This window comes from Bacillus sp. REN16 (genome assembly GCF_020731355.1).
Lineage (GTDB): Bacteria > Bacillota > Bacilli > Bacillales > Bacillaceae_L > Ferdinandcohnia.
Genome location: NZ_JAJFZK010000002.1, coordinates 205,690 through 232,152 on the forward strand (window position 1 = coordinate 205,690; position 26,463 = coordinate 232,152).

Genomic DNA, 26,463 nt, shown 5'->3' on the forward strand with positions numbered 1-26,463 from the left:
TTTACTAAAATTTTATCATAGATATGTGTTGATTCAAAGTTCACCAGTAAGTTTTTTCAGCTTTTTGTCATTTTTGATTTAATTATCTGATAATATGGTCAAGATACTAAATTAATTTTATTTGAATGAGAGGTTATTTAATATGCCAAAAGTAGTGATAGCGTTCCCTGAAGGGAAACATAAAGTATTAACGATGAGTTACGATGACGGTAAGGCAGCTGATAGAAAATTGGTTGAAATTTTTAATCAATATGGGATAAAGGGTACTTTTCATATTAATTCTGGATTATTTGGAGAAGGAGATCGTATACCCATTGAGGAAGTACCCAAGCTTTATGATGGACATGAAATCTCAACTCACACCGTAACTCATCCAACGATTGCTCGATCACCAAAAGAACAGCTTATTGAAGAAATCATTGAAGATCGCAAAGGTCTGGAGAAAATATCAGGATACACGGTAAGAGGATTATCTTATCCTAACGGTTCATATAATTCCCTAATAAAAGAAATGCTGCCATATTTGGGTATTGAATATGCCAGAACCGTTAATAGTACAGGTCATTTTTCCATCCCGGATGATTTCCTAGAATGGAACCCAACATGTCATCATAAGCACAACTTAATGGAACTTGCAGAAGATTTTGTTGCGCTTCACAAGAAGCAATACTTGTATATGCTATATGTTTGGGGCCATAGCTATGAGTTTGACAATGATCAAAACTGGGATTTGATCGAAGGATTTTGTGAGTTCATCGGCAATCGAAACGATATATGGTATGCAACAAATATAGAAATCGTAGATTATTTTAAAGCATTCCGCAACCTTCAATTTTCTGCTGACTGCAGTTTTGTTTATAATCCTAATGCAATTTCAGTATGGCTAAGTGTAGATAATAATATTGTCGAAATAAAAGGCGGCAAGCAAACTGATTTAATTTAGTAGAATTACCATAAATCGCAGACTGAACTAATCATCAAAAAAGGAGACTCTCAGCCAATAGGTTGGGAGTCTTACTGAAAAACTTTTACGCTTTGTAACGTGACATTGAAATCATCACTACCAAATTTGGCGCCATCTTTTTTATACCAAATTCCATTCGTTACGTGATATCTCAAGTGATACAGGACCAAGTAAACCAGAAGGTAGTCGTGCATCATCCATTTCATTTGCTCGACTGTTCGTAACTGCAACAGTAAGTTTATTAACGCCATTTTTTAGTAAGGCTGTATTTATTTCGAAGGTATACGGTGCCCACATTTTCGCACCAACCTCATTCCCATTAATCGATACTCTTACGATTTCATACACTTCACATAAATCGAGCTTGACGCTTGCAATTGAATCGCGTTCTTCTATCGTAAATTGATTTTCATACACGACCTCTCCAGAGAAGGATTCCATACCGTCCCAAATCGTCCATGATTCTAATGCACTATTAAACTTATGATTTATTATCCAATTATGATCTAATGTAATCCTATCAGATATTAACTTTTTAACGTGATAATGGGCTTGTTCTTCTGACCCATGTTCTGCAGTGTTAACGGCAAACACAATAGATGATCTACGTTTAATATTTAATGGTGCAACTAAACTACTATTTTGTCTCTGAAGGTTTACTTGTTTAAGCTCACTTGACCATGCGTCCCATTTTTCAACGCATCCTTCTTCCTTCAAATGTAAGGAGCCTTGATAACTTTCTTCACCTTCATTTACTAAAAAGTAAAAAAGCCTGCCTTCTTTTAAGACCTTAGTGACTCTGATGTCTTTGTTAGCTGGATAAATGACAACCTCTTCTCGATGAGAAACAGATAGTGCATCCACAATTTTTTCAATCTGTTGAATAACCTTCGCGCCCTGAACGGGTGAAGTTGTTTCATTATCTGTAAAAACGATGACTTCCCCTCCACTTTGTATAAACGTTACCAACTTATCAATCACAGACGCTTCAAGTTTTGTGCTATCTTCGACGACCACAGTTTGATAGGATTGATTCTGTATTTCTACTCTTCCTTCCACGATAGAGCTTGATGATAAAAACAAAACTTCCTCTAAATAGTTGAATTCTATTTGATTTTCAAATAGTGGCTTTGCAATTTTCCACGGCAAATGATCTTCCGTGCATAAAATGGCGACACCGGTTTGATTTATACTATCTGTCATTAACCAACTTAGCCGTTTCATATATTGAGCAAACTGTTTGTAATACGGCCACCACAAATTATTGGGACCGACATCCGGCGGACGCTCATGACTTCTCCGCCTTCCATCAATCGAATAATAAAAAGCATGCGGACAGAGGAGATTAACACCCCTGACTAACAACCAATCCATATACCATTTCATATCTCCAGGACTCAGTGCCCATGGGCTTTCCTTACTGCAAACTCCTAAAAACTCATTCAGGTTTCTGCGTCTTCCCCTGTGTCTTGCCGCATCAGCGGAGCACTTTCCAGTTGTTGAGTGTTGTCCTTCTAACCCTTTTCCATCCTCTGGGGCTACCCAACGCCATACAACGTCCTGACCTGGAATTTGAAAATGTTCCAATAATCCGATATCATCGCTTGCCGCTGGATGGCCAGTTAGGGCAATGTTGTGTGCTGCACACCAGTCACTAATCGGTTTATAATAAGCATCGGTTAGTCGTCTATTAACGGTCTTCCGATATTTTTTTCTTAGGGATTCCGTATCGTCTCCAACATCAAACCATAATGCAGCTAGTTCCTCTTCCTTGCTCCCTTTTTCCTTATAATAGGAGAGGAATCCTCTTGTCCAAGGCTTTAGGTTTCGTGCCGCACCTCTTCCTAAGATATCTGGTTCATCGGTGAACATAGCAATCACCGTACTGCCAAAATACTCCTTTAATGCGTTGTAATAGGTTTCATGAGTGATTTCAATAAATTTTTTAACAGCCTCAGGATTTAATAGATCCGCAGATGCCGGTGCATTTGCTTCACCATCGTCCTCGCCAAAATGGATACCACGAATATGTCCACCTGAATAGGCTTGGATGAATAGCAGAATGGACCAATCCTCACCAACTGGGGGACTAAAAGAAACGCTGCCAAACTCATAATTTAAAATCCTTGAGTCCGACAAATCTATTGATTCTTTGGAAAGCTTTTTAACTGCTTGTGCTGAAACAAAAGTCTCACCCTCTGCTAATTCAATCCCTATTTCAATACTTGCGTTACAAGGGTACTCCCTCATTTTCAAGCCTCTACTTGCATATTCTGGATTCTCTTTGACTACTAATCCTTTCGCTGATCCCGATGGATACATTGCTTCGTCATACAGAATCACCGACATCCCTAACAGTTTTGCTTCTTCTACCGCTATTTTGACTAATTCCATAAAGGTTTTCGATAAATATTCAATTTCCTCGGGAATTCCTATTCTGGGATGAATCACAAATCCTGTTACACCTTTATCATAAAAATCGTGAATTTGTCTCGTAATCTCCTGTTTTGTTAAGTGATCATTCCAAAACCAAAATGGAATTGGAGTGAACTCCTCTGGAGGATGTAAAAATTGTTGTTGCAATGGGTTTGGCATTTTTTCCGCACTCCTTAATCACACAGCCCAGTCCAAAATGTGACTGGACTCGCTTTATTTAAAAATTAATAAGTTCATCCACTTTTATTGCTTGGCCCGTGTTAAGGGATATGTTTCCTGCAATCCCAGTTAAAATGGACATGGCACCGTCTACATGTGAGGCAGCACGATTAAATTCGTCTTTAACAGGTGTACCAAAAAGATCTTGTAATAGAATCGGATCTCCACCACCATGTCCGCCTCTACCTTCGACTACCTCCACTTCATATGCCTGGCCAAACATTGGCATAACAACAATCGATTTGTCTTTTACCCTTCCTTCATCTTCCTTATTTCCACCTGAATTAATGTAGGATTGCTCACGAATTCGTACTTCAATTCTTCCTTTCGTACCATTAAAAGAAATGATATACCCTTCCCAAGGAAGATATGCATTTAAGGAATAATTGAGAATGGCTTTATTTTTATATGTAACCATTACGCCGAGTGTATCCTCGATGCTAATTCCATCTCCGAATACGCTTTGGTCCCGTTGGTACCCATCTTCCTTCTCCGCATCCAAATACATGGCTTTCAAGTGGGCATTCCCTTCCAAATCAATCGCGAATGGATCTTCCTTGGCAAACTAACTGCCATGTGCACGTTGATAAAATTGTGTTACACCTCTTGCTTCTGCATTTTCTCTTCCATAGAAGCGTAATCCACCAGTTGCGTAAACCGTTTCAGGTGTAGTGCCTAACCAGAAATTAACTAAATCAAAATGATGAGTGGATTTATGTACAAGCAGTCCGCCACTATTTCGCTTATCCCGGTGCCATCTGCGGAAGTAATCCGCCCCGTGCTGCGTATCCAGTGCCCATTCGAAATTAACAGAGGTAACCTTACCAATCACATCATTCATAATCAACTCACGAATTTTTGTATTATGCGGAGCGTATCTGTAGTTGAACGCAACCCTCAATTCCCTGCCAGTTCGGTTCGTTGCATCAATAATCGCCTGACACTTCTCAGTATCAATCGTCAATGGTTTTTCAGTAATGACATCACAACCTAATTCTAGTGCTTTAATAATGTATGTATGATGTGTTCGATCAACAGTTGTTACAATAACCGTATCCGGCTTTTCCACTTCAATCATTTTTTCAAAGTCTGAGTGTACATATGTGTTTATCTTTGAATGATTATATTTTTCTTCTAACAAACGATTCGCATAATCCATACGGGTTTTATTCAAGTCACAAAAAGCAACTAGTTTACAAGTTTCTTTGAAATCCCTTACAATTGCACCATAAAAAAAATTCAGCTCTTCCACCTGTACCTACTAAGGCGTATTTTTTCATTCTTTTTCCCCTCCAAATATTTTGATTACTAAATAAATTAAAGCAGTCACTCTTCTTAAACCTTAATATCTTTATTTATTTACGACAATAGGACTTTTTTGAAAAGGGTGAACAATTATCTTAGACAGTTCACATATTATGTATTTTAATTTCACAAAAAAGTGTTATAATAATTCGGAATATAAAGGTAAATTTACTTTAAGGGAAGGAGATAAGACTATTTGAGCATAGAGTCAGAGAAAATAGCTTACAAAAGACTCTCCCTGTTTGCCATTGCATGGCCGATTTTTATTGAAACAGGTTTACACATGTTGATGGGTAATGCTGATACACTTATGCTCAGTCAATATTCGGATGATTCAGTTGCTGCGGTTGGAGTTTCGAACCAAATTCTAAATGTTATTATCGTGATGTTCGGATTCGTCGCAACCGGAACGAGCGTGCTTGTTGCACAGTACTTAGGTGCAAATTCTGCAAGGAAAGCTGGTAAAATAGCAGTCGTCTCCATTGTTACGAATATACTCTTAGGTCTTGCTCTGGGACTTATCGTCATCTTCGCTTCTTCAACATTACTAACAATGATGGGTGTATCTGATCAATTATTACAAGAAGCTACAATCTATTTACAAATCGTAGGTGGATTTTTATTTGTGCAAGCTGGCATCATGACAATCGGCGCTGTATTACGAAGTCATCGTTTCACAAAGGACGTCATGTATGTGACGATTGGAATGAACATCTTGAATGTGATTGGGAATTATTTGTTTATATTTGGACCATTCGGTATACCCGTCTTGGGTGTAACCGGTGTCGCCATCTCGACAGCATTTAGCCGGACAATTGGGGTTGTTGTCATATTTTTTATCTTATTTAAACGAATTAAAAATGAGCTGCCTTTCTCATTCTTACTTAAGAAATTCCCATCTTTTGAACTAAAAAAATTACTTAAGATCGGAATTCCATCAGCTGGCGAGCACCTTTCGTTTAATGGTTCTCAATTGGTCATCACCTCTTTTATCGTCATACTCGGAACAGAAGCATTAACAACAAAGGTATACGCTCAAAATATTGGAATGTTTGTCCTTCTCTTTTCCATTGCGATTGGTCAGGGAACACAGATTATTATTGGGCATCAAGTCGGCGCAAAAAAACTTGATGAAGCCTATAAACGTTGTATCAATAGCCTGTTAATTGCAATTGCAGCAACTGCATCTGTTGGATTAACCCTTTATTACTTTAGTGAAAGTCTTTTCAGCCTCTTTACAAATAATCATGACATCATTGTAACAGGAAGTATTCTGCTCTTACTTACCGCTATCCTTGAGCCAGGACGCGCTTTTAATGCTGTTGTTATTAGTTCGCTCCGTGCAGCAGGAGATGTGAATTTCCCTGTTTTAATCGGAATTGTTTCTATGTGGGGAGTAAGTGTGCCGATAGCTTACTTTTTAGGTATCCATTTGGATTTAGGGTTAATTGGAATTTGGATAGCCTTTATCGCCGATGAATGGCTTAGAGGCATTTTAATGCTGTGGCGTTGGCGAAAAGGACATTGGCGAGGAATGTCATTTGTACATCCTACCAAGATCGACAAACCAAAGAAGCAGTTGAAGACAACTCATGTTTAACTTCCCCCCTTTTTATAACCAAGTTGGTTATGAAAGGGGGTTACTTTGATTACCTGAAAGTGAAGATGCTTAAAATGAATTATTGTTCATCCTATTTTCGCTTGATCACTTCTATATACTTCAATTGCTTGCACTTGTGCACGTAGGCATAGCTCTGCTGCTTTAAATGCATGATTCTGAGTCATCGCTTTCTCGGTACGGTTTAAGCAATCCAAGATAAGTTGTCCGAAGAACGGATACCCCACCTTACCAGTTACATTGAAATATTGCTCTCCATCCTTATTGACTAAATAGACATGATTGCCATTATTCTCTCGTGCAAGGTCGACGTATTTCCGAATTTCAATTGTTCCTTCTGTTCCAATAATAAATGTTCTACCGTCACCCCATGTGCTTAATCCATCGGGTGTAAACCAATCTACTCGGAAGTAATTCGTTGCTCCATTATCTCCAACCAATGTTGCATCCCCATAATCATCTAATTCCGGATACTCTGGATGATGATAGTTTGCTATTTTACTATGTAAAACTTTTGCATCCTGACAACCTGTATAGTATAAAAATTGTTCGATTTGATGGGAGCCAATATCACATAGGATCCCACCGTATTGTTCTTTATTAAAAAACCAAGCCGGTCGACTAGCCGCGTTTAAACGATGAGGGCCAAACCCTGTCACCTGGATGACCCGTCCGATGGCACCATTATTAATTAAATCACCCGCGTACACAGCTCCCTCGACGTGAAGACGCTCACTATAATACACCATATACTTTTGACCCGTTTGCTTCACCACTTCTTTCGCTTCTTCCAGTTGTTCTAATGAGGTAAAAGGTGTTTTGTCTGTGAAATAATCTTTTCCTGCCCTCATCACCTGAATACCAAGTTCACTTCGCTTTGAAGGAATCGCTGCACCAGCTACAAGATGAATCTGAGAGTCTGATAAAATCTGTTCTAAAGACTCAGCCTGGATCACTTCAGGAAAAGTTTCAATAAATTTAGCTACTTTTTCTGGATCAGGGTCAAATACCCATTTCAAGGTAGCACCTGCTTCTATTAATCCATTACACATCCCGTATATATGACCATGATCAAGGCAGGCTGCTGCAAATGCGAATTCTCCTTTATTGACGACTGGATTCGGTTTTCCTTTTGGTGCATAGTTCATACCATCTTTTGTCAACAATGCTCCTCCTGTCTTAATGCGTACCTGACACATCCAATTTCTTTTGTATGGCGTTTGGTTTTTTGTTTGATGATTCGTTTATTTTTTCTTGCAGCTTGTCATGATAAAGGTCTGCATCAATTGGTAAATAGACAGGCTCATTTAACCAAGCTGACAAATAGATGGCATTGGAAATTTCTAAACCTTTAATCCCATCTTCTCCTGGTGCTAATAATGGTGTACCCTTCGTTATCGCATCAATCCAATTTTGCATAATCCCGATATGATCTTCCCTTTGACCCTTAATCGGAATATCAATTGGCCAGCATTCAGGTTGACCAAAGCCGCCTTTATAAGTTGCATTGAATTCTCGTTCTGATTGAGTTAAGCGATAAAAGGTAAGTTTATGATCTTCAACAACCATTTTCCCACGATCACCGACAATTTCGAAACGGTTTGTACCTGATGTTTCACCTATTGACGTAATGAAAACCCCAGTTGCACCATTTTCATATTCGACATATGCGGTGAGATCATCCTCTACCTCAATATCGTGATATTTTCCATAATGACAGAAAGCGTGGACTTTCTTAGGCATCATTCCTGTTGTCCACTGCCAAAGATCTACTTGGTGTGGAGCCTGATTTAGTAAGACGCCTCCGCCTTCTCCTACCCAAGTTGCACGCCACTCACCAGAGTCGTAATAACTTTGAGAACGGTACCAATCCGTGATAATCCAATTGGTACGTTTGATCTCACCAAGTTCTCCTGCTTGAATGAGGCTTCGTATTTTTTGATAGATTGGATTTGTTCGTTGGTTGTACATAATGCTAAAGACTTTGCCACTTTCCTGTGCGACTCGGTTCATCTCCGCTACATCTTTTGTAAAGACTCCTGCCGGCTTTTCAATAAGGACATGTACCCCATTAGCAAATGCCTTCATTGCAATCTTTGGATGACTGTAATGTGGTGTCGCAATAAGGACGGCATCTATCCCGGACTTCTCAAAAAATTCATCCTCATCGAGAAAAGTTTGCACATTACCGTTCGAATAATTTCTTATATTATCTAACTGTTCTTGGAAGGGATCACATACTGCTGTAAGGGTTGCTCCACTAATTTTTCCATCAACTAATTGCCTTGCATGTGATCTTCCCATGTTGCCAATTCCAATCACACCTACTTTAATGGGGGTCATTTATCTCACCTCCGCTTCATTGATTGATTTCGCGAATTTTTCTAAGTTATTTAAGCTTATCTCTAAGCTTTCCAATGGCGGGCGATCACAAATGTCCTGTTCGACCGCGTACCATTCAATTCCATTCGATTCTCCCCATTGTAAGATTGGAATAAAGTCAATCTCATTTATTGCCTAAATGGACTATATGCATTTTCGTCCTAAAGGAATAAATACCAAATATAAAACACACCATATCCAATAACACCCTTCTTAACCAATAAGAAGGGTGTTTGTTTATTCTGAAGTAGTAGTTTGGCGTTGTCTTTCGATCCTTGTAAAAGCTAGGAATGCAGACCACATAATGACAAAAGCTAATGCACTCCCGCCAAATAATGGAATTAGTCCTGGTAAAGTGGTCATTAACATATAAATTGTTAAACTTCCAATTACCATCATTATTGTGGACAATGGGTTCATTAACATGATTAAAAATGAATTTTTTACGACTTGAAAGACTGTGACATTGAAGTGGACAAAAGTTGGAAAAACATAACACAACGTTAAGATAAAACCTAAGCAAAGTAGTAAAGTAGGGTAATAGAGAACATTGATGAAACTATCTGTGCTTCTTAAAAAATGAATATCAATGTATAAAATATAACCTGCAACCAAAATGAACACGCCTAGTAAATTACCTTTCAAAAAGTCCTTTTTATATGAATCCCAAAAGGTTTTAAAAACAGGAATTTCATCAAATCCCATTAGCCATTTTCGGACAATCGTAAACATTGAAATTGTAGCTGGAAAAAAGCCCAAAAAACCGAGTCCCAAAATCGTAAAAAGAATCCACACTAGATTGATATAGGCTAATCTCATAATCCACTCACAAAGTTTATATATACCTCCCATAAAACCATTCATTTACAAAGATGCCTCCTGCCATTTTATGTATTATCAGGTTTATCTTGCAGTCACGCACACAGTTTCATTGTACTGGTCAACAATGAGATTACTTCTTTAAAATAGCTTGATAAACTGCCAAGTTTTCATACGAAGCCTTCATTGGTGCCATTTGTCGAATCCCTATTTTTCCACCATTCAGTATAGGACCATATGCTGTACCTTCATCTTCCCATTCTAAAACCGTTAAATTATTTATCGAGAACTGAACAATCCCCTCATATTTTACAAGTTTCATATGATAAGGCGAATCCGCATCTTCAACAGGTGGAAGTGGATCTGCTCCCTGTGCTACAAGATGGAAGCCATGACTTTTTCGTAAATTACATGTACGAAATGCCCGTTCATCTGGATATTTATGTCTAAAATAGGATAAGTGGAGAGCATTTATTGAACCGGAATGATATTCAGGATACTTTCCTTGTCTTCTTGGTAGGCTAGGCTGAAAAATGTCTTCTCCATTACGACCTGTTGCAGCGAAAAACATCATGCATAAGCCTGGTTCTTGTAGTGGATAGAAATCCCACTCAATTATAATTTTATCCGGAAAATCAGTGGGGCACCAAAAAACCCAATGAGCATTATCACCGTGGATATTTGGATCTAGTTTATTTTCTAGTATTAAACGTTCATTTTCAAAATTTACTTTTGCTTGTCCCTCTAGTTTCCAATTCTCAATACTTTGTATTTTCGTTAACGGATTGAAATAAAGACATTCTCCCTTTTCAAAATAACTGTATTTCATAAAAAGTTCCCTCCTATACAAGGAATAGATCATTATACTATTAAACGTAAGGAACATTTTTATTTCCATCAACCATACTTTTTTGCTTTTAGTAAAAAAAGAGGGTATAAAACCTCTCATTTTACCCAATTTCACTATTTTGTTGATTTAGTTTTCTATATTGACTAGGTGTAACACCAATTTGCTTTTTAAAAATTCGATTAAAATAACTCTGACGATACCCTACTGTCTCTGCAATATGATTAATTTTCATATCGGAATTTTGAAGCATTTCTTTTGCCTTTTCTATTCTTAGTTGGGTCAAATAATCAATGAAATTGATTCCTACTATTTGTTTGAAACTTTTACTGAGAGAATAAGGGTTGGTGCCTACTTCATCTGCACAACTTTCTAATGATATATCATACTTGTAATTTTCATGAATGATTACAATTACTTTTTCTATTAAACGTTTTAACTCAATATTCATTCGTCCTTCAAGCTGATGAAGATAAGGGTTAATGACTTCATCAATAAACCATTTTACAATACTTTTTTTATCGCGGATTTTTGAAAGTTCCTCGTACATATTTTTTTCTTTGTAAAGGTCATGAGGATGAAAACCTGAATGTAAAATTTCATGCTGTATACTACTAAATAATTGGATTGCACTATAATTAATATTTATCTCGTTATTCCCATTTTTCGTTAATTCCTTAAAGAACTGGCTGATTAGTTCTTCAACCTCATTTATATGTCCCATTCTAATTGCTTGGATAATTTCTTTCTCTTTAGTAAATGGATAATGGAATTCCTGCATATCCATTTTCTTATTTTCGTGTAAATCAATAATTTGATTTCGATTTTCGAATATCCGAAATCTTTTCCTCTTCCGAACTTCTTCAAATAAATAAGGAATTTCCTTAACCTTATCAGTGGAATCACTTATGGTTGCAGTAACCTGCATCTTAAGAATTCGATTCACTCCATCTGTTACTTTGCTGGCAAAGTCACGCAATTCTTCTCTCATTGAAGTGTTTTTTGGAAAAATCACCAACATTTCTACTGACAAGTCAGAAACTTTTATCACATTGAACTGTTCAAATAATTCTTGGGCTATTTCTTCCATGATATTTGCTGTTACAAAAGTAACCAAACTTTCATCATTATTTGAAAAACGCTCATTTGAATCATCTAATCCGGTTAGTTGAATTTCTAAAGCTATAAAAGATCGATCATGAACATTCCAACCATAGTTTTCCATTCTCTTTCGCAAATTATCTTCTTGGTATTCATAAAAATACCCTTGAATTAATTCAAGAATAAAGCCTCTTTTAATTTCTATAACTTGTTCTGAAAGACGATCACGAAGCAAATTGCTGTTTTGAGCTAACTTCCGCCACTGTTCTTCAATGACTAGAAATTCATTTTTGTTTGCATGGTTCAAACTCTCTGCTTCATCACCTACTAATTTTTTCAGAAGACCATTGATTGGTGAATAAATTTTATTCGATGCAAACCATGACATAATTAATGCAAGGATTAATGTAGAAACACTTATGATTAAGATAAGTCTCGAAATAAAAACTAAAGGTGCTGTTATAGATGAGATCGGTGCGGCTGACACATATGTCCAATTCGAATCAATTCTTGTAAAATGTCCGTAAGAAACCGAATACATTTTATTATCAAAATTGAATTGAAATGTACCTTTATCTTCTTGTAAATCTTCTAATTTTCTTCTCAGTTCTGCAATAAAGGAAGGATCTTTCGTATTATTCGCAGAAAGTAAAATTTGATTGTCTTCATTTAATATAAACGTTGCACCCTTAGAGTACGGTGTTAAGGTTTTTAATAATTCCAACCCTTTCTGTTGGTCAATTTTTACTACAAGTAACCCGAAAGGATCTTTACTGGTTGCTGGAATATTATGCACAAATGCAAGAGGTGATGAATTTTTCCCATTGGATTGCGGGTTTCGCACCCATTGCATAGTTTTATCATTTGTTAAAAGTTCATGATAGTATTCCTTTGATTTATTATTTAAAACATTATATTCACTGTTGAACAATATTGGTTTATCTGCTTCCACATATAGTTCAACATCTTTTATTAAAGAATGACTACCTTGAAGAAGTAACAGGGATTTTGTAATATCATATGTTTCTGTAAACTGTTTAACAAAATCCATGTTCCTTAGGGCATCCCCAAACCTAGGTTCAAAGGCCCAATGAGAGGTTGAGTATTCCAAAAAAGAAAATTGTTCGTCAATATTTTTTGCTCTTTCATTAATTTGACTATTATGCTGATTCATTAGTTCATCTTCAACCTGTCCAATCGCGAACCAATAAATACCCAACCCAGTAATTAACCCTGGAATACTAGCGATAAATAAAATCAGAATAAAACTATTTCGGTGATGTATTCCTTTCCATTGAAGTTGCATAAGTTTATTTTTGATCTTTTTTGCCACATGTAATCCCCCTAACCTAGCAACTTTCTATCTATTATTCTATTATGTCATAAATTATCGAAAAATTGAATGCGCTTTAATAACAAATGTAAAAAAAGATTCGTAACATTTCTAAATATAATAAAAAGGACAAATTGCAGTATAGATAAACTGCAATTTGTCCTTTTTCAGAATAACGATTAACCTTTTACTGAACCTAATAACATTCCTTTTGCAAAATGTTTTTGCAGGAATGGATAAACAAACAAAATGGGTAAAGTAGCCACAACGACAACGGCTAATTTTAATGATTGGTCAGGTGGTTCGACATAGTTTGCCCCCATTGCGGCAGCGTCTCCAATGGTAGTTTGAGAGAGAATAATAATTTGTTGAAGAAGTACCTGAACCGGCCATTTTGTACTGTCATTTATATAGAGTAATGCGCTAAAGAAATCATTCCAGATTGCTACCGCATAAAAAAGAGCAAACGTTGCGATAACGGGTTTTGATAATGGCAACATAATCCGCCAAAAAATCCCGAATTCAGTACAACCATCAATTTTTGCAGCCTCTTCTAATTCAAAAGGAATGTTTTGGAAAAAGGATTTTACAATAATTAAGTTAAAGGGATTAATTGCTAGTGGCAAAATTAAGGCCCAATAAGAATCTAATAATCCTAGGGATTTAACCACGATGTAAGTTGGAATCATTCCACCACTGAACAACATTGAAAACACAATAAGATTCATGATTGCGTTACGTCCCATTAAGGTCTTTCTTGACAATGGATATGCCATTGTAAATGTAAACAGCAGACAAACTATTGTTCCAACTAATGTAACTAAAATGGAGACTATTAAACTTCGTACGAAAGTATCAGTGGAAAAAATATATTTATACGCTTCAAGTGAAAATGTTTCGGGAAAGATGAAAAAGCTCCTTCTAGTTAATTCGGCTTCAGTTGCGAAAGATCCTGCGACCATATATAAAAGCGGACAAATCATCAACAATCCAGCTAGTCCTAAAAAAACAAAGTTGAAACCGTCAAATACTCTACCTGCCGGAGTATTATGCATCTTTGGCATTGACATAATCAAACCTCCTCAAAATACTATTAATCTAAAAGATTCCTTCCTGCCCTACTTTCTTGGCCAACTTATTCGCACCAAGTACAAGTATGATTCCAATCACAGATTTAAATAATCCGACGGCTGTACTATAGCTGTATGCACCTTGCGTAATACCTATAAAATAAACATAGGTGTCAAATACATCCGCTACACTGCGGTTTAAAGAGTTTGTCATCAAGAAGATTTGCTGGAATCCTGTATCTAAAAAATTCCCAAGGCGTAAAATAAGCAGTATAATAATGACACTTCTAACAGCTGGTAAAGTTACATGCCATACACGTCTAAAACGTCCTGCACCATCTACAATCGCAGCTTCATATTGTTCCTTATCAACCGATGCAAGTGCAGCTAAAAAGATAACTGTCCCCCAACCGGTTTCTTTCCAGATAATTTGTCCCATAATTAATGGGCGGAACCATTCAGGTGAAGATAAAAAGTTTATTTCCTTACCATAAAAACTTGAAACGATATCATTTACAACACCGCCACTAGTTGTAAAGAAAACATACGTTATACTTGCAATTATTACCCAAGACATAAAATGTGGAACATACACAAAAGTTTGGACGGTTCTTTTATACCAACTAACTCTTAATTCATTCAATAGTAGCGCTAAAATGATAGGGGCGGGAAAAAAGAATACTAGATCCAAACACGCTAGAATAAATGTGTTTCGTAACAATCTAATAAAATCTGGATTTTGGAAAAAGTTTGTAAAGTGCTCAAATCCTACCCACTCACTTCCAAGAATCCCCTTAAAGGGAGAGTAATCTTGAAAGGCAATGACGATCCCCCACATTGGGGCATATTTAAAAATAAGAAAGTATAAAATACCTGGAATGAGTAAGAAATAAAGCCATTTGTCCCTTTTCAAACGCTGAAGTTTTGTGATATTTGTTTTTATTGTATTGGGTTTATTTTTGGAAGGAATGTACTCTACTTCCGTACTCTGTGTTTTAAGGGTTGACATCTTCTCCCCTCTCTTTCTATTAAAATACGAAGATTTTAATCATATATTAAGTAATCGATATTTCTAAAGCAGGCAGTGCCTGTAACACCGCCTGCTTTACCATTTCTTTACTTTTGGCTATCTTTATATAACTCGTTAATTTCTTTAACATAATCGTTTCCACCAGAAGTACGCCATAATTCAATTGCGTCTTTAAATCCGGCTTCATCAATTTGACCGACGATAAATTTAATTCTTGCATCATTAATAATATTGTCTAACTGTTGTCCTTTTTGGGCATAAACCTCAGAAAGTAAAGATTCAGCTGGGTTAGCTACAACAATATCTTCATTCGTTTTCTTAACTTCTTCCTCTTTTTCCCTTAAAGGTGTTGATTCTGGCTTTAAGAAATTTTCTCCAGGAATACCAGGGATGAATTGGTTAAGATCTGTATGCTCATTTTTAAGTGCTTCACTATTTCCTTCTTTTCCAGGAATTGGTGACACATATTTACCATCTTGTATTTCATAATGACGGCCTTCCACACCGTTATAAGCAAGAATTTGTGCTTCTTTTTCATTTACTTTATCGAGGAACGTAAGTACTCGTTTCAAATCTTCTTCTGTTTTAACACTAGACTTTGGAATCGCTAATAAACCTGAATAACCAGAAGTCGGTAGGTTATAAAGTCCGTTTGGTCCTTCCACTGCTCCAAACACATCAATTGGATCATCTAATGAAGGATCTGCCTCAATCATTGCTTCCTGAGCACGGTGAGCACGGTCAACAACGTCAACAATGACACCTGCTTGACCATTCTGAAGTGGATCTCCCCATTTTTGTGGATCCATTACTGCAAAGTCTTCGTTCACTAAACCTTCATCATACAATTTCTTAAAGAATTTCAATGCTTCCATGTATTCCTTTGTCATGAAATCAGGTTGAAGGTTACCATCTGCATCTTCTCCCCATTTATTGGGTGACCCAAACCATGTTTGCATAATATCCCAAGGTCCTGCATATTTTGATACAACCATTCCGTATGTATCATCTTTACCATTTCCATCAGGATCGTCTTCTGTGAATGCTTTTAATACATCGTAAAACTCATCAATTGTTTCAGGAGTCTCTAGATTTAGGTTTTTCAACCAATCTTTTCGGATTGTTACCGCCATTCTTCCAAGTGGACGTGAACGATAGATTCCATAGATTTTTCCATCAATTGCACTATTTTGTAATGTAATTTCGTTCGCTTGACTTAGATTAGGATAATCTTTTAAATATGGTCCTAATTCCCAAAACGCTCCATCTCTTACTGCACTTACAAAGCTTGGTATTTTGGAAGGGATCATCATAATCTCAGGTAAGTTCCCTGACGCCATTGTAATATTTAACTTATCTTGATAAGCGCTATCTAGTACCCAGTTCATTTTAATATCCGTATTTGTGAATTCTTCAAGAGCTTTAAGAACTGGGCTATCATCTTTTGGCGGGTCTGGTGAATAAGCAGTTGTCATAATTTCAATTTCATTTTTTCCATTGTCTTTTGCTTTTTCTTCGCCACTTGATTCATCACTACATGCAGCTAGAAATGATGAAAGTAGTATTGTTGTCGCAAGCGGTAATGCCATTTTTCGTGAAAACTTCTTTTTGCCTTTTTTCATTTTATTGCCCCCTTGTTTTTTAATTTCTTACATCTTGGCATCTCACGACTTTCCTTAGAAAATTTATTAATTTTTGAGGTAGCTGCAAGATGTTCTACACTAAAGGTAAACCGCTTTCACTTTTCTGACAATTACATTTTTTTGTACAACTTAAAGCCTTGATATTCTTGGGTTTTCACATACTTTTATCTATTCTTGTCTATTTATCACTTTCTTGAATCATTTCATTTTCTAGATGATTGCCAATTAATTCTAATGCCATTATTGTATTTAAGCACCACTGGGAAGTTGTATTAGTTGTAATCCCTGGAATTTCAATCAATTTCCTCCACGACATTACTTCGTGTTCTTTTATAGGTAAATCCATTTCACTGATTTCTTTCTGTAATAATAAATTCCAAGCTTTTTTTGCTAGATTTGCATCTTGTTTCTTGGCAGCAGCATAAGCAACCATGCCTGAAGCTAACATCGGCAAACTGAAAAGTCTGTTGTGCAATTTACCATTACTTCTTTTTAATTTCTCTTCGTTACTTAGCACGTAGAATTCGCCAAATTCGGTTAGCATCTTTTCCCATTCCTCATCATCTAAAAGCTCAGCTATCTCAAACCAAGCCTGTGGACCTCCAAAAGCAACAACCATATGATATCCCCCTTCATTTCCATCTCCCATATGATGAAGGGTGCTAGTCAACGGATCATAACCGAATGTTGGTCCAGACAATAAGCGTAATGGTAATTGCTTCAGCTTCTCAATTCCTACTAAAATTTTATCCTTATACACATTGTTTTCTGTTCTTTCCCATTCTGAAAGCCAATTTGAGCAAAAGGCAGCCCAATCAGGCCCTACCCGTGCATGGGTCGTAAACTGATCATTATTATAAAATTCACGCATTGGATCAAGATTTAAAAGTGCTTGATCTGCATCCCGAACATCAGTTAACAAATCTCTTGTCCGTTCGTCTGTTGTCAAAAAGTAATAGAATTTATGAAGACCTGCCATACTAATTCGAGCTTCTTTACAGCCACATCCCCAATGTACAACATTATGTCTCGAACCTAAGCCCTTATACTCACCTAAATGATAACAATCCACTTCACTAGTATGACGTGTCATTGCCTCTGCCATTTTAAAAATATCTTCTCTTCCGGACCTTAAAAATGAATACCAAAGCCAAATATTCGGTACTAATTCAGTGTTTTGCCAAGCAAATCCTCCTAAATCATATCTCCATTGGTGACGAATCGGATCATATGTATGCATGACATCACCGTAGTTCCAGAATCCGTACCATCTACGTTGTTCTATTTCCTTTTTATAAAATAAGAAAGCTTCATTTAATTGTTCTTCTAGATATGCTTTCGCCGGGCTGCTTGTATCTGGTAAACTCCACACACCAAGTGCTTTTGTTTGATAATAGTATTCAGGTTCGCAAACAAGTAACATGGATGATTGCCAATCATCAACACGATCTTCCAATTGAGCATTTGTTGGTTGAGTGGAAAAGTAGTGTAAAAATACCTCACTTGTGTTTGCAATCCCATGCGGAGTTGCACGCATTTCATCAAACCCTTCATATGCACTAACAACATGTGTTTCTGTGTTATAATGCCGGAAATCCATTGCTTCAGAATCTGGCGACCAAAACCATATTTTTAATTTGGAGGTAGAACCGCTTAAATTTGAAACTTCTAATGAGGAAGGGTGCTTCTGCCAAAAGTTCTTTAATCCTAATGCCATTCCCCCATCTTGACCACCCATATATACAAGGCCTTTTGCTCTCTTTCCATGGGTCGCTTCAATCCAGGAATTCCTCTGATTTGTACGTTTTACGATTCGATAATGATCAGCTGAATCTTGAATAATTTTATAATCATTCCAAACAGCATTCTGTTTCACATGTTCAAGTAACGCGGAATTTTCCTCATCAAACAAATTGATTACTTCTCCATCTATTTGTTTCTTATATAAACCATTCGCATTCCGGTGCCTTCTAGTTAACAATAATTGGGCAGGCTCTGAATAGAGCCCCTCATCACCAGCGTACCGAACATTCCGATTCCATGGCTCTCCACTTAACGGGATGGAAAATTCCATACCTAGTCCTTTTATAAAGTCTGTTTGGGCATCTCCATCATAAAAAAAGGTGTGAACAACCCTTATCGATGAAGTGTTCGCATAAATATAAAATCGTAAAACAAACGGAAGTAGCGTATTATCACCTTTAATATTCTGATGAGTTCCTTCCACTTTAATAACAGATCTAAAGGGGCCCTTCTGTTCAATTGTAGTTTGAGTAATTTGACTATAAAACGGTTCTTCCTGAATGGTTTTACTGCCAAATTCCCCACTTCTTTTTTCACGAATGACAATTAATCTACCATCAAAACCGATTAATTTCCCACCTTGTTTCATTGTTTCTATAATACTACTTCCGGTTTTATTAAATAAAATTTGCCATTCACCATTATTTATTTCGATAGTCTTCTCTGACTCATTTACTTGTATCGCATTATCATTACTTATTTGTTCACCCAGGACCAGCTCATAAGAATCTTCGGGACTTTGGAATACAGCTGCATGTCCCGTCCATTTCACACTTCCGTCTGGCCAAAAAGCCATCGGCCAACTTTGTATGGACGTATTTTCACCTTTGTTATTAAGTAAAGTAAGCGATTGCTTCCGGTCTAATATTCCCTTTCCCCAGGGAACTCCCCATGATACTCCTGTATTCTCTTTCGGTTTGTGTTGGAGCCACTTAATTTTCACGTTATTCACATCCTTTTTTATGATTTTACTAATTTCCCATCTACTAGTTTTGGTAAGGTTTCAAAATCAGGTACATCTACCAAATAAACGTTCCCATACCCACTTTGGTCGCTTGTAAATAAAATCTTTGTTCCATCTGGACTTAATCTAGGATGAACATGTATTTGTTGAACCTGAAAACTAGCACGATGTTTACAAAGAATACGAGGTCCTTCCATTCCATGATCTGTATTCCTCCAAAGGAAAATGCAATCCTGATATCTCTCACCATGATAAGCACTGGATTGTTGTCCATCTCCAACTATGAGAGTGGAATCATTTGAGTGGATATGCATATTTTGATATGGAAAATCAAAATCTTCACATTCCGAGTTATCAAATTTAGCAAAGCCAATAAATTTGCCATCTTTTCGTTCCAGTGAATCAGTAAAGCCATGATAACCAATGTGAATTCCATCTGCATGCCAATATTCATGTCCCGCAAATTGATTTGGCTCTCCTTCACGGAGTTTCCAAAACTCATCTGTTTCAATATTCAAAACCCAAATTCGATGATCGACTCTTTCCCAGGGACCTTCATGGCAGAATGTGATCAGATTTGGCTTCGTAGGTGAAGCATTCACATGACCAATCCAACGTTTCTCTTCATGGACAACACTTGAAACTCCCGTTTCAAGTGAAAGTAAATAGATTTGACAATGAGGTCTTGCTTCCTCCATTTCTTCAAATCCAACATATCCCCCGGATAGATTGCTTTTGATCTTTTTCGATAAATCCTCCGTTAGTCCAAAACACAGATATTTCCCATCAGATGTACAGCTTAAATTGCTAAATTGATAGCCTTCTGGAAGTGTAAATATCTCTTTTTCATCATATGTATCCAGATTAAGTGAGATAATAACACTATTCAAAGTAAAATAAGCTTCATTTTTCACTGGATTAATATATGTACCTTGAATACCCTTGGATTCGTTTCGGTCCAGGTCTGTAAGCTGTATGATTTCTCCGTTTATTAAATTCAGGCTATAGAGATTTGTACAATTACCACGATCAGAACCAAACAGCAATTTTGAGCCATTATCATACCAACCATTATTGGTAAAATAGAGATGAAAATTATGTGCCATGTAGTTTGTCAATTGCTTTATCGGAAGCCCTGTTATCGTATCTTTAAATTCTGTCCATTCACATGGCCAGACTGTCCCTTTACTCATTAAAAACGCCTCTTTTCTTTTTAAAATCAACTGAAAATAAAAATTTGGTTACTTATAACCTTACAAGCGCTATATTTTTCTATCAATAATACATTTTTGCGGATGTATCCTTAGCAAGAAATGTATATTTAACCAAAGAAAGACTACCTTAGTTATGGTAGTCTTTTGGGTGAATATGGTAGTCGATGACTTTATATTCATATGCAATTTTTATTAATCCAGATAAAACACTTGCTTTAATTCTTTTGAAACTGGACTATTGTCTGGATTTGTTTCCATAATGTCTTTCATGTACGCCCACCACTTTTGACAAACTTCTGTTTGAGACACGGCATCCCATTTTTCTTCACTCTCGATTTCGACATAGGCAAATAGATTACTTGTTTTCTCATCTAGAAAAATGGAATAATGATGTGCTCCATGATTTTTTAATTCCTTCGCCATCTCTGGCCACAGTTCATCATGGCGTTTTTTATACTCCTCATGACAGTCCTCAAATACTTTCATGACAGATGCTTTTCGAATCATTGTCAATTCTCCTCCCCTATCCTAATTCTCATCAAATTTAATGACTTTATATTCGAATCTTTCCACTTCTAATGTCCCTTGATTCACCTGGGTTTGCGTCAGCATGTCAATCCCTTTTTTCGGTAATGTCACACTTCCGCCATTACCATCCATATTGACAATAAACCATACAGTGTACCCATCTCCACTTCTTGGGGCTACGATTGTCCCTTTTGTTACGTCTGTTCGAAGAGTAACATCGGCCACTTCGGAATAATGGTCAATTAGTTTCTTTAACAGAGCATCTCCTTCATCCCCTATTGGCATGGAGCCGAGCATGACGATTTTTCCTTTTCCAAGTTTGCGCTCTGTAATAAATGATTTTCCATTGGACAAGCCTTCCTCAATCGTTCCAATTGCCGTGTCCGGATTGTATTCAAATACGGAACTCCACAATCCTAATGGAGCTGACACATCAAATGCACGTCCCACTGTACTCGTATCATCCATTGGATAGGTGAATAATACTTCAACGCCTGCCAATTCCTCGAGCTTACCTAACGCTCGATCCGTATGAATGGTATGCTCTTCCGTACGGCCTCCAGTAAGCGGACCGACAATCCATACTCCGCCATTTTCAACATACTCTTTTGCTTTGGCTAAATAATCATCAGAAATATAATGAATAAATGGCGTAAACAACACTTTATAACCGTCTAGGCTTGCCCCTTCTGGAATCACGTCTCTATGGATTCCCATGGACAGAATACGTTCATAAAAATCAGTCACTAAGCCACGGTGATTTAACTTTCGATGTGGCTCTGTTTTTAAAAATGCTTTTGCCCGATCAGAATATGTAATTGCCACTTCTGCCTGAGTAGGTCTTGTTGAGAGAATAATAGGTTCTATTTCTTTTCTCATTTCCTCTACCTTTAATACATTATCATAGCCTATCGTTGGTTTTCCCCACGCACTAATGACTGAACCATGCGGTTGTTCACACCCTGCTCTTTGCTGCCTCCACAGCCAATAACAGAAAGCTTCAGCACCTAATGCATAGGCAGCAACCGCTTCAGATCTTAAATATCCATCAGGATGTGGATTTCCACTGCTTACTAATGAAGCTGCATGTGATGTAGAGGTTTCCATAATCCAAAAGTCTTTACCCTTTTTAAAGTTTCGATACAAATCGCTATTTATAAGGTAAGCTGGATAATTGCCGATCGAAGCATATGTATCAAAAGATGCAAAGTCTAGGTTTTCAAATAATCTTTCATTATCAACACTAAATACAACACTACTATTATGGGTAATTGGCGCACTTGAATAGTTTCGAATGATTTCAGCTTGTTCATCAGAAAACTCAGCGATTTTCTCCATTGAAAAGAGTTGGTACATGGTACTTAATGATGAGTTGTGTAAAAAAGGAGCCGGTCCCGGCTGTGGCACTTGTTCAAAGCTCTGGTAAGCTTCACTCCAAATATCAGCACCCCATGCATCATTCAAATTTTCGATGGTAACATAACGTTCCTCTAACCATTGATGCCATAAATGCTTACATGTCTCACACATACACTCACTTACATGAGCTTTAAATTCATTGTCGATTTGCCATCCAATTAAACCAGGTAATTTTCCAACTGATTTTGCAATATGTCCCGTAATAATTGCTGCTCGTTCCCTAAAATAAGAATTATTCGTGCACGGATGTTGTCTTGAGCCATGCCCCATTACTGTCCCGTTGTGATCGACATACATTCTTTCTGGATGACCATGTGACAACCAGATTGGAGGTGTTGGTGTTGGCGTACACATCACAGTTTCAATCCCATTTTCAAAGAGCTTAGTAATGATATTCACAAAAAAGCTGATATCTATTTTTCCCTCTTCTGGCTCCATTGTTGACCAAGCAAATTCACCGATTCGAACTACATTTATACCAGTCTCTTTCATTAACTTCATATCCTGCTCAATGACTTCTTCATTCCAAAGCTCAGGGTAATATGCTGCCCCGTGATATAGTTTTTTCCCCATCACTATCCGCCTTCCCTTCTATTTTTTGTTTTTTACCTCATATATGCTTGGAACAGGCGGTCTTTCCATTCCATGCCCTAAATAAAAACTTGGATGTGGCGGCTGATTGTAGGCGACGTTTTGCCATGCTACACCTAATCGATATACCGGGTCATGCATCAACGTAAAGATAGTGTGCTCGGTCAAATCTGTCGTTGTATAAATTCGGAGTGCACTGCTATCCTCAGTTCGCCAGATGACTTCCTCTCGCCAGTCCCCAAAAAGGTCAGCCTGTAAGCAAGGATTTCCTTTCGTTCCATTATTCGAACGTGTTCCTTCTGCTGTTAATAGATTAATAAGTTTTCCATTCTCATAATCCCATTTTTCGATCTTGCCAATTCCAATCCCTGTTTCCATATCATAGTCATGGTCCAGAAGCTCGCGAAGCAAATCCCCATCCCACCAAATTGCAAAATTAAAGGATTGAGGGTTTGTGTCGGAAATTTTTTCTCCCGTACTGCTGTATAGTCCAGCACCACCAGATTTCCAATGAGTGGATGACCATAATTCTGCCCCATCATAACGGGGATCTATATCCGCTGCCATTCCCCTGCCAACATCCTCAACCGATGGAATACTCCATAAAATCTCACCGGTGGCTGCATCATGAATTTCCGTTCCGTCTTTCTGTGGAACCTCATGCACTTGGAAGATTTCTAACCCTGGTCGATTTGGATTTAAGTTACTTACATGCATCGCATCGCCATGTCCTAATCCTGTTGTATAAAGTCCTTTACCATCATGATCAATCACACATGAACCGTAAATGATTTCATCTTTTCCATCTTGATCCACATCGGCAACACTTACACTGTGATTTCCTTGTCCTGAGTAGCCTTCGTTACCAGGTTCAAGACTATCAAACGTCCATACTTTTGTTAGTTCTCCATCTCTCCAATTATAAGCAGCTAGAACTGCTCGTGTATAATAACCGCGGCACATCACAATACTTGGTCTTACTCCATCAAGGTACGCAACACAGGCAAGAAAACGGTCAACACGGTTCCCTTCATCATCGCCCCAATCGATTCCCTTGCCTCTAGGTGGATCATAATCAGTTGTAACAAGAGCTTTACCAGTTGCCCCCTCAAAAACGGTTAAATACTCTGGCCCCTCCAAGATAAAACCGTCTGTGTTACGGAAATCAGCATCAGCGTCACCAATCACTTCTCCAACCCCATCTACTGTTCCATCTGCTGTTTTACAGACAACCTCTGCTTTTCCATCTCCGTCAAAGTCATAAACTAAAAATTGTGTGTAATGAGCACCCGCACGAATATTTTTTCCTAAATCAATTCTCCAGAGTTGGGTTCCATTCAACTTATAGGCATCCAAGTAAACATTGCCTGTATAGCCTTTATGCGCATTGTCATGTGAATTAGTAGGGTCCCATTTTAGAATGATTTCATATTCTCCATCCCCATCAACATCACCCACACTTGCATCATTTGCATGATAGGTATATTGAACACCGTCTGGACTTGTTCCACCTTCTGGCTTATTAAGGGGAACGGTTAAATAACTGGTATCCCAAACATCAACTGTCTCGGATGGTGAACGTTCTCCAGTTTTTAAAACGGCACTGACATAATAAGATGAACTCGAACGACCATCATGATCTAAATAATTAGTAGTGGTAATAGGAGAAGAATTCACCTTTTGACCATCACGGTAAAGATTAAAAGTAAGCTCTTCATTGAACTCAGTTCCTAACAATCGCCAGCCTATATACACACCATCTTCAACCTTTACTGCAACTAATCCGCGATTCAAGCTTTCCATCTGACGCTTTTCTTGGAAACTATTATTGTTTGACACCATTTCTACCTCCTGCTTTCATAAGCCTATTGATGCGTTAATTGACTTGAATTTGTAAGTAAATCTTGAATTCGCATTGGTTTATTCTCTTTTACTGAGCGCCAAACGCCTTCACCAAGTGCGATTGAATAGGCACCTTCCTTTGCACCTGCCAAAATCTCATACGGTCTGGCAGGGTCAACGCCTAAAAATAAATCCTCTTGTAAGAGTGGATCTCCCCCTCCATGTCCTCCTTCATTTTGAACAACATGGATGATTTCCTTTGATCCAAACAATGGATAATATTCAATGGTTTGTTCTGGGATAGGGAAAGGGACACGACTTGGCTCATCATATTCCATCGTTTCGATTCTTCCCTTTGTACCGTTAATCGCCAAGCGGTAGCCTTCATATGGTGTTGAGAAATTTACAGAATAGCTTAAGAAAGCACCTTTGTCATACTTAACGGTTACTGCATACGTATCTTCAATCTCAATTTCATGATCGAAAATACAAGCATCAGGTCGATAATTCGTATAGTTTTGAGCCGATTTTTCAATGCTATCTGCTTTAATATGGTCATCCTTTACTGAAATCCGATTTCTGCGGTTCGACCAACGCATATAGTACTGACAATTTTGTTTCTCTGAGCATGTGCTGCAAAAGCGATTGTCAGTTGGACTTGGATTCAGTTCCCCGTCTTTCCCAAAATAGTTTAATGCCCCGTAAGCAAAAACCTGCTCCGGTTTTTGGTCAATCCACCAATTCACTAAGTCGAAATGATGGGTTGATTTATGAATGGATAGTCCTCCCGAGAACTCCCGCTTTCGATTCCATCTTTTAAAATAACTAGCACCATGGAATGTATCAACATACCAATTTAAATCGACTGATGTGACTCGACCAATTTTTCCTTCAAGAATCATTTCCTTGATTTTTCGATGAAATGGATTATAACGGTAGTTAAATGTGACAGTGACTTTTCCCTTACTTTTTTCCTCTGCCTCGATTACTCTTCTTGCATCATTTGCATTTGTCACCATCGGCTTTTCAGTAATCACATTTAAGTCATTCTCAAGAGCTTTTAAAATATATTCAATATGTGTGTCATCCCTGCTTGCAACAAGAACGGTATCTGGATTTGTTTCGCGAATCATCTGCTCAAACTGGTCACGTTGATAAGACGGAGTCAATGCTAAAGCTGGAAAGCTTTCTTTACACAATTCAATTCTTCGATGATCTGTATCAAGCAGACCCACAATTTGATTTTCATGAGAAAAGTTTTTAAGAATTGGATCAATATACATTCCCATTGCTCGATTGCTAAGTCCACAAATAACTATTTTTTTCATGACATAT

General features: G+C 37.5%; 17 protein-coding genes and 1 pseudogene. 2 read left to right on the forward strand and 16 right to left on the reverse strand.

What is annotated here, in order from left to right; all coding sequences use genetic code 11:
• The first annotated feature begins 142 nt into the window (after nt 1-142).
• Entirely contained in the window at nt 143-943 is an 801-nt protein-coding gene (locus tag LKW28_RS02960) for a polysaccharide deacetylase family protein (RefSeq protein WP_229138838.1), read from the forward strand.
• 141 nt (nt 944-1,084) lie between these two features.
• Here the strand turns inward: LKW28_RS02960 and LKW28_RS02965 are convergent, their stop codons facing one another.
• Both LKW28_RS02965 and LKW28_RS02970 read right to left on the reverse strand, forming a co-directional pair.
• Complete coding sequence (locus LKW28_RS02965; protein WP_229138839.1) at nt 1,085-3,559, reverse strand: glycosyl hydrolase; 2,475 nt, start codon at nt 3,557-3,559, stop codon at nt 1,085-1,087.
• A gap of 58 nt (nt 3,560-3,617) precedes the next feature.
• Nucleotides 3,618-4,899: pseudogene (locus LKW28_RS02970) on the reverse strand (Gfo/Idh/MocA family oxidoreductase).
• Between the two features lie 221 nt (nt 4,900-5,120).
• On the opposite strand from LKW28_RS02970, the gene LKW28_RS02975 reads away from it, so the two are divergent.
• On the forward strand, nt 5,121-6,524 hold the full coding sequence (locus LKW28_RS02975) for an MATE family efflux transporter (protein WP_229138840.1): 1,404 nt from the start codon (nt 5,121-5,123) through the stop codon (nt 6,522-6,524).
• Nucleotides 6,525-6,610: 86 nt separating this feature from the next.
• Here LKW28_RS02975 and LKW28_RS02980 read toward each other — a convergent pair whose 3' ends face one another.
• The 14 genes from LKW28_RS02980 to LKW28_RS03045 all read right to left on the reverse strand — a co-directional run bounded on the left by LKW28_RS02980 (nt 6,611) and on the right by LKW28_RS03045 (nt 26,456).
• A complete protein-coding gene (locus LKW28_RS02980; RefSeq protein ID WP_420708798.1) occupies nt 6,611-7,741 on the reverse strand; it encodes a Gfo/Idh/MocA family protein in 1,131 nt (376 codons plus the stop codon).
• Nucleotides 7,722-8,885, reverse strand: coding sequence for a Gfo/Idh/MocA family protein (locus tag LKW28_RS02985; protein ID WP_229138842.1), 1,164 nt, complete (start codon nt 8,883-8,885; stop codon nt 7,722-7,724). Before LKW28_RS02985 ends, LKW28_RS02980 begins: the two co-directional genes overlap by 20 nt.
• 276 nt (nt 8,886-9,161) lie before the next feature.
• The gene (locus tag LKW28_RS02990; protein WP_229138843.1) at nt 9,162-9,788 is read right to left on the reverse strand and encodes a YesL family protein; all 627 of its coding nucleotides are present in this window, start codon (nt 9,786-9,788) and stop codon (nt 9,162-9,164) included.
• Nucleotides 9,789-9,876: 88 nt separating this feature from the next.
• Entirely contained in the window at nt 9,877-10,572 is a 696-nt protein-coding gene (locus LKW28_RS02995; RefSeq protein ID WP_229138844.1) for a DUF1961 family protein, read from the reverse strand.
• Nucleotides 10,573-10,693: 121 nt separating this feature from the next.
• Nucleotides 10,694-13,024 carry a helix-turn-helix domain-containing protein gene (locus LKW28_RS23100; protein WP_229138845.1) on the reverse strand — a complete coding sequence of 777 codons (2,331 nt, stop codon included), beginning with the start codon at nt 13,022-13,024 and terminating at the stop codon, nt 10,694-10,696.
• Nucleotides 13,025-13,203: 179 nt separating this feature from the next.
• Complete coding sequence (locus LKW28_RS03005; protein ID WP_229139048.1) at nt 13,204-14,088, reverse strand: carbohydrate ABC transporter permease; 885 nt, start codon at nt 14,086-14,088, stop codon at nt 13,204-13,206.
• A 34-nt stretch (nt 14,089-14,122) separates the two neighbouring features.
• A complete protein-coding gene (locus tag LKW28_RS03010; RefSeq protein WP_229138846.1) occupies nt 14,123-15,103 on the reverse strand; it encodes an ABC transporter permease in 981 nt (326 codons plus the stop codon).
• Between the two features lie 107 nt (nt 15,104-15,210).
• Nucleotides 15,211-16,746, reverse strand: coding sequence for an extracellular solute-binding protein (locus LKW28_RS03015; RefSeq protein ID WP_229138847.1), 1,536 nt, complete (start codon nt 16,744-16,746; stop codon nt 15,211-15,213).
• Between the two features lie 199 nt (nt 16,747-16,945).
• Nucleotides 16,946-19,513: a hypothetical protein gene (locus tag LKW28_RS03020; protein ID WP_229138848.1), complete on the reverse strand. Its 2,568-nt coding sequence runs from the start codon at nt 19,511-19,513 to the stop codon at nt 16,946-16,948.
• Nucleotides 19,514-19,530: 17 nt separating this feature from the next.
• Nucleotides 19,531-20,727, reverse strand: coding sequence for an oligogalacturonate lyase family protein (locus tag LKW28_RS03025; protein ID WP_229138849.1), 1,197 nt, complete (start codon nt 20,725-20,727; stop codon nt 19,531-19,533).
• A gap of 213 nt (nt 20,728-20,940) precedes the next feature.
• Entirely contained in the window at nt 20,941-21,255 is a 315-nt protein-coding gene (rhaM, locus tag LKW28_RS03030) for an L-rhamnose mutarotase (protein ID WP_229138850.1), read from the reverse strand.
• A 21-nt stretch (nt 21,256-21,276) separates the two neighbouring features.
• Complete coding sequence (locus LKW28_RS03035) at nt 21,277-23,268, reverse strand: beta-galactosidase (protein ID WP_229138851.1); 1,992 nt, start codon at nt 23,266-23,268, stop codon at nt 21,277-21,279.
• A gap of 18 nt (nt 23,269-23,286) precedes the next feature.
• Complete coding sequence (locus tag LKW28_RS03040) at nt 23,287-25,089, reverse strand: rhamnogalacturonan lyase (RefSeq protein WP_229139049.1); 1,803 nt, start codon at nt 25,087-25,089, stop codon at nt 23,287-23,289.
• Between the two features lie 62 nt (nt 25,090-25,151).
• On the reverse strand, nt 25,152-26,456 hold the full coding sequence (locus tag LKW28_RS03045) for a Gfo/Idh/MocA family protein (protein ID WP_229138852.1): 1,305 nt from the start codon (nt 26,454-26,456) through the stop codon (nt 25,152-25,154).
• Nucleotides 26,457-26,463: the final 7 nt, after the last annotated feature.

Coding starts and splice junctions, on each gene's coding strand:
- rhaM (WP_229138850.1), bottom strand. CDS start 21,255: ATGATTCGAAAAGCATCTGTCATGAAAGTATTTGAGGACTGTCATGAG.
- LKW28_RS02980 (WP_420708798.1), bottom strand. CDS start 7,741: ATGTGTCAGGTACGCATTAAGACAGGAGGAGCATTGTTGACAAAAGAT.
- LKW28_RS03005 (WP_229139048.1), bottom strand. CDS start 14,088: ATGCCAAAGATGCATAATACTCCGGCAGGTAGAGTATTTGACGGTTTC.
- LKW28_RS03025 (WP_229138849.1), bottom strand. CDS start 20,727: ATGAGTAAAGGGACAGTCTGGCCATGTGAATGGACAGAATTTAAAGAT.
- LKW28_RS02965 (WP_229138839.1), bottom strand. CDS start 3,559: ATGCCAAACCCATTGCAACAACAATTTTTACATCCTCCAGAGGAGTTC.
- LKW28_RS02995 (WP_229138844.1), bottom strand. CDS start 10,572: ATGAAATACAGTTATTTTGAAAAGGGAGAATGTCTTTATTTCAATCCG.
- LKW28_RS03035 (WP_229138851.1), bottom strand. CDS start 23,268: ATGGGGAAAAAACTATATCACGGGGCAGCATATTACCCTGAGCTTTGG.
- LKW28_RS02985 (WP_229138842.1), bottom strand. CDS start 8,885: ATGACCCCCATTAAAGTAGGTGTGATTGGAATTGGCAACATGGGAAGA.
- LKW28_RS02960 (WP_229138838.1), top strand. CDS start 143: ATGCCAAAAGTAGTGATAGCGTTCCCTGAAGGGAAACATAAAGTATTA.
- LKW28_RS03015 (WP_229138847.1), bottom strand. CDS start 16,746: ATGAAAAAAGGCAAAAAGAAGTTTTCACGAAAAATGGCATTACCGCTT.
- LKW28_RS03040 (WP_229139049.1), bottom strand. CDS start 25,089: ATGGAAAGCTTGAATCGCGGATTAGTTGCAGTAAAGGTTGAAGATGGT.
- LKW28_RS02990 (WP_229138843.1), bottom strand. CDS start 9,788: ATGAATGGTTTTATGGGAGGTATATATAAACTTTGTGAGTGGATTATG.
- LKW28_RS03010 (WP_229138846.1), bottom strand. CDS start 15,103: ATGTCAACCCTTAAAACACAGAGTACGGAAGTAGAGTACATTCCTTCC.
- LKW28_RS03045 (WP_229138852.1), bottom strand. CDS start 26,456: ATGAAAAAAATAGTTATTTGTGGACTTAGCAATCGAGCAATGGGAATG.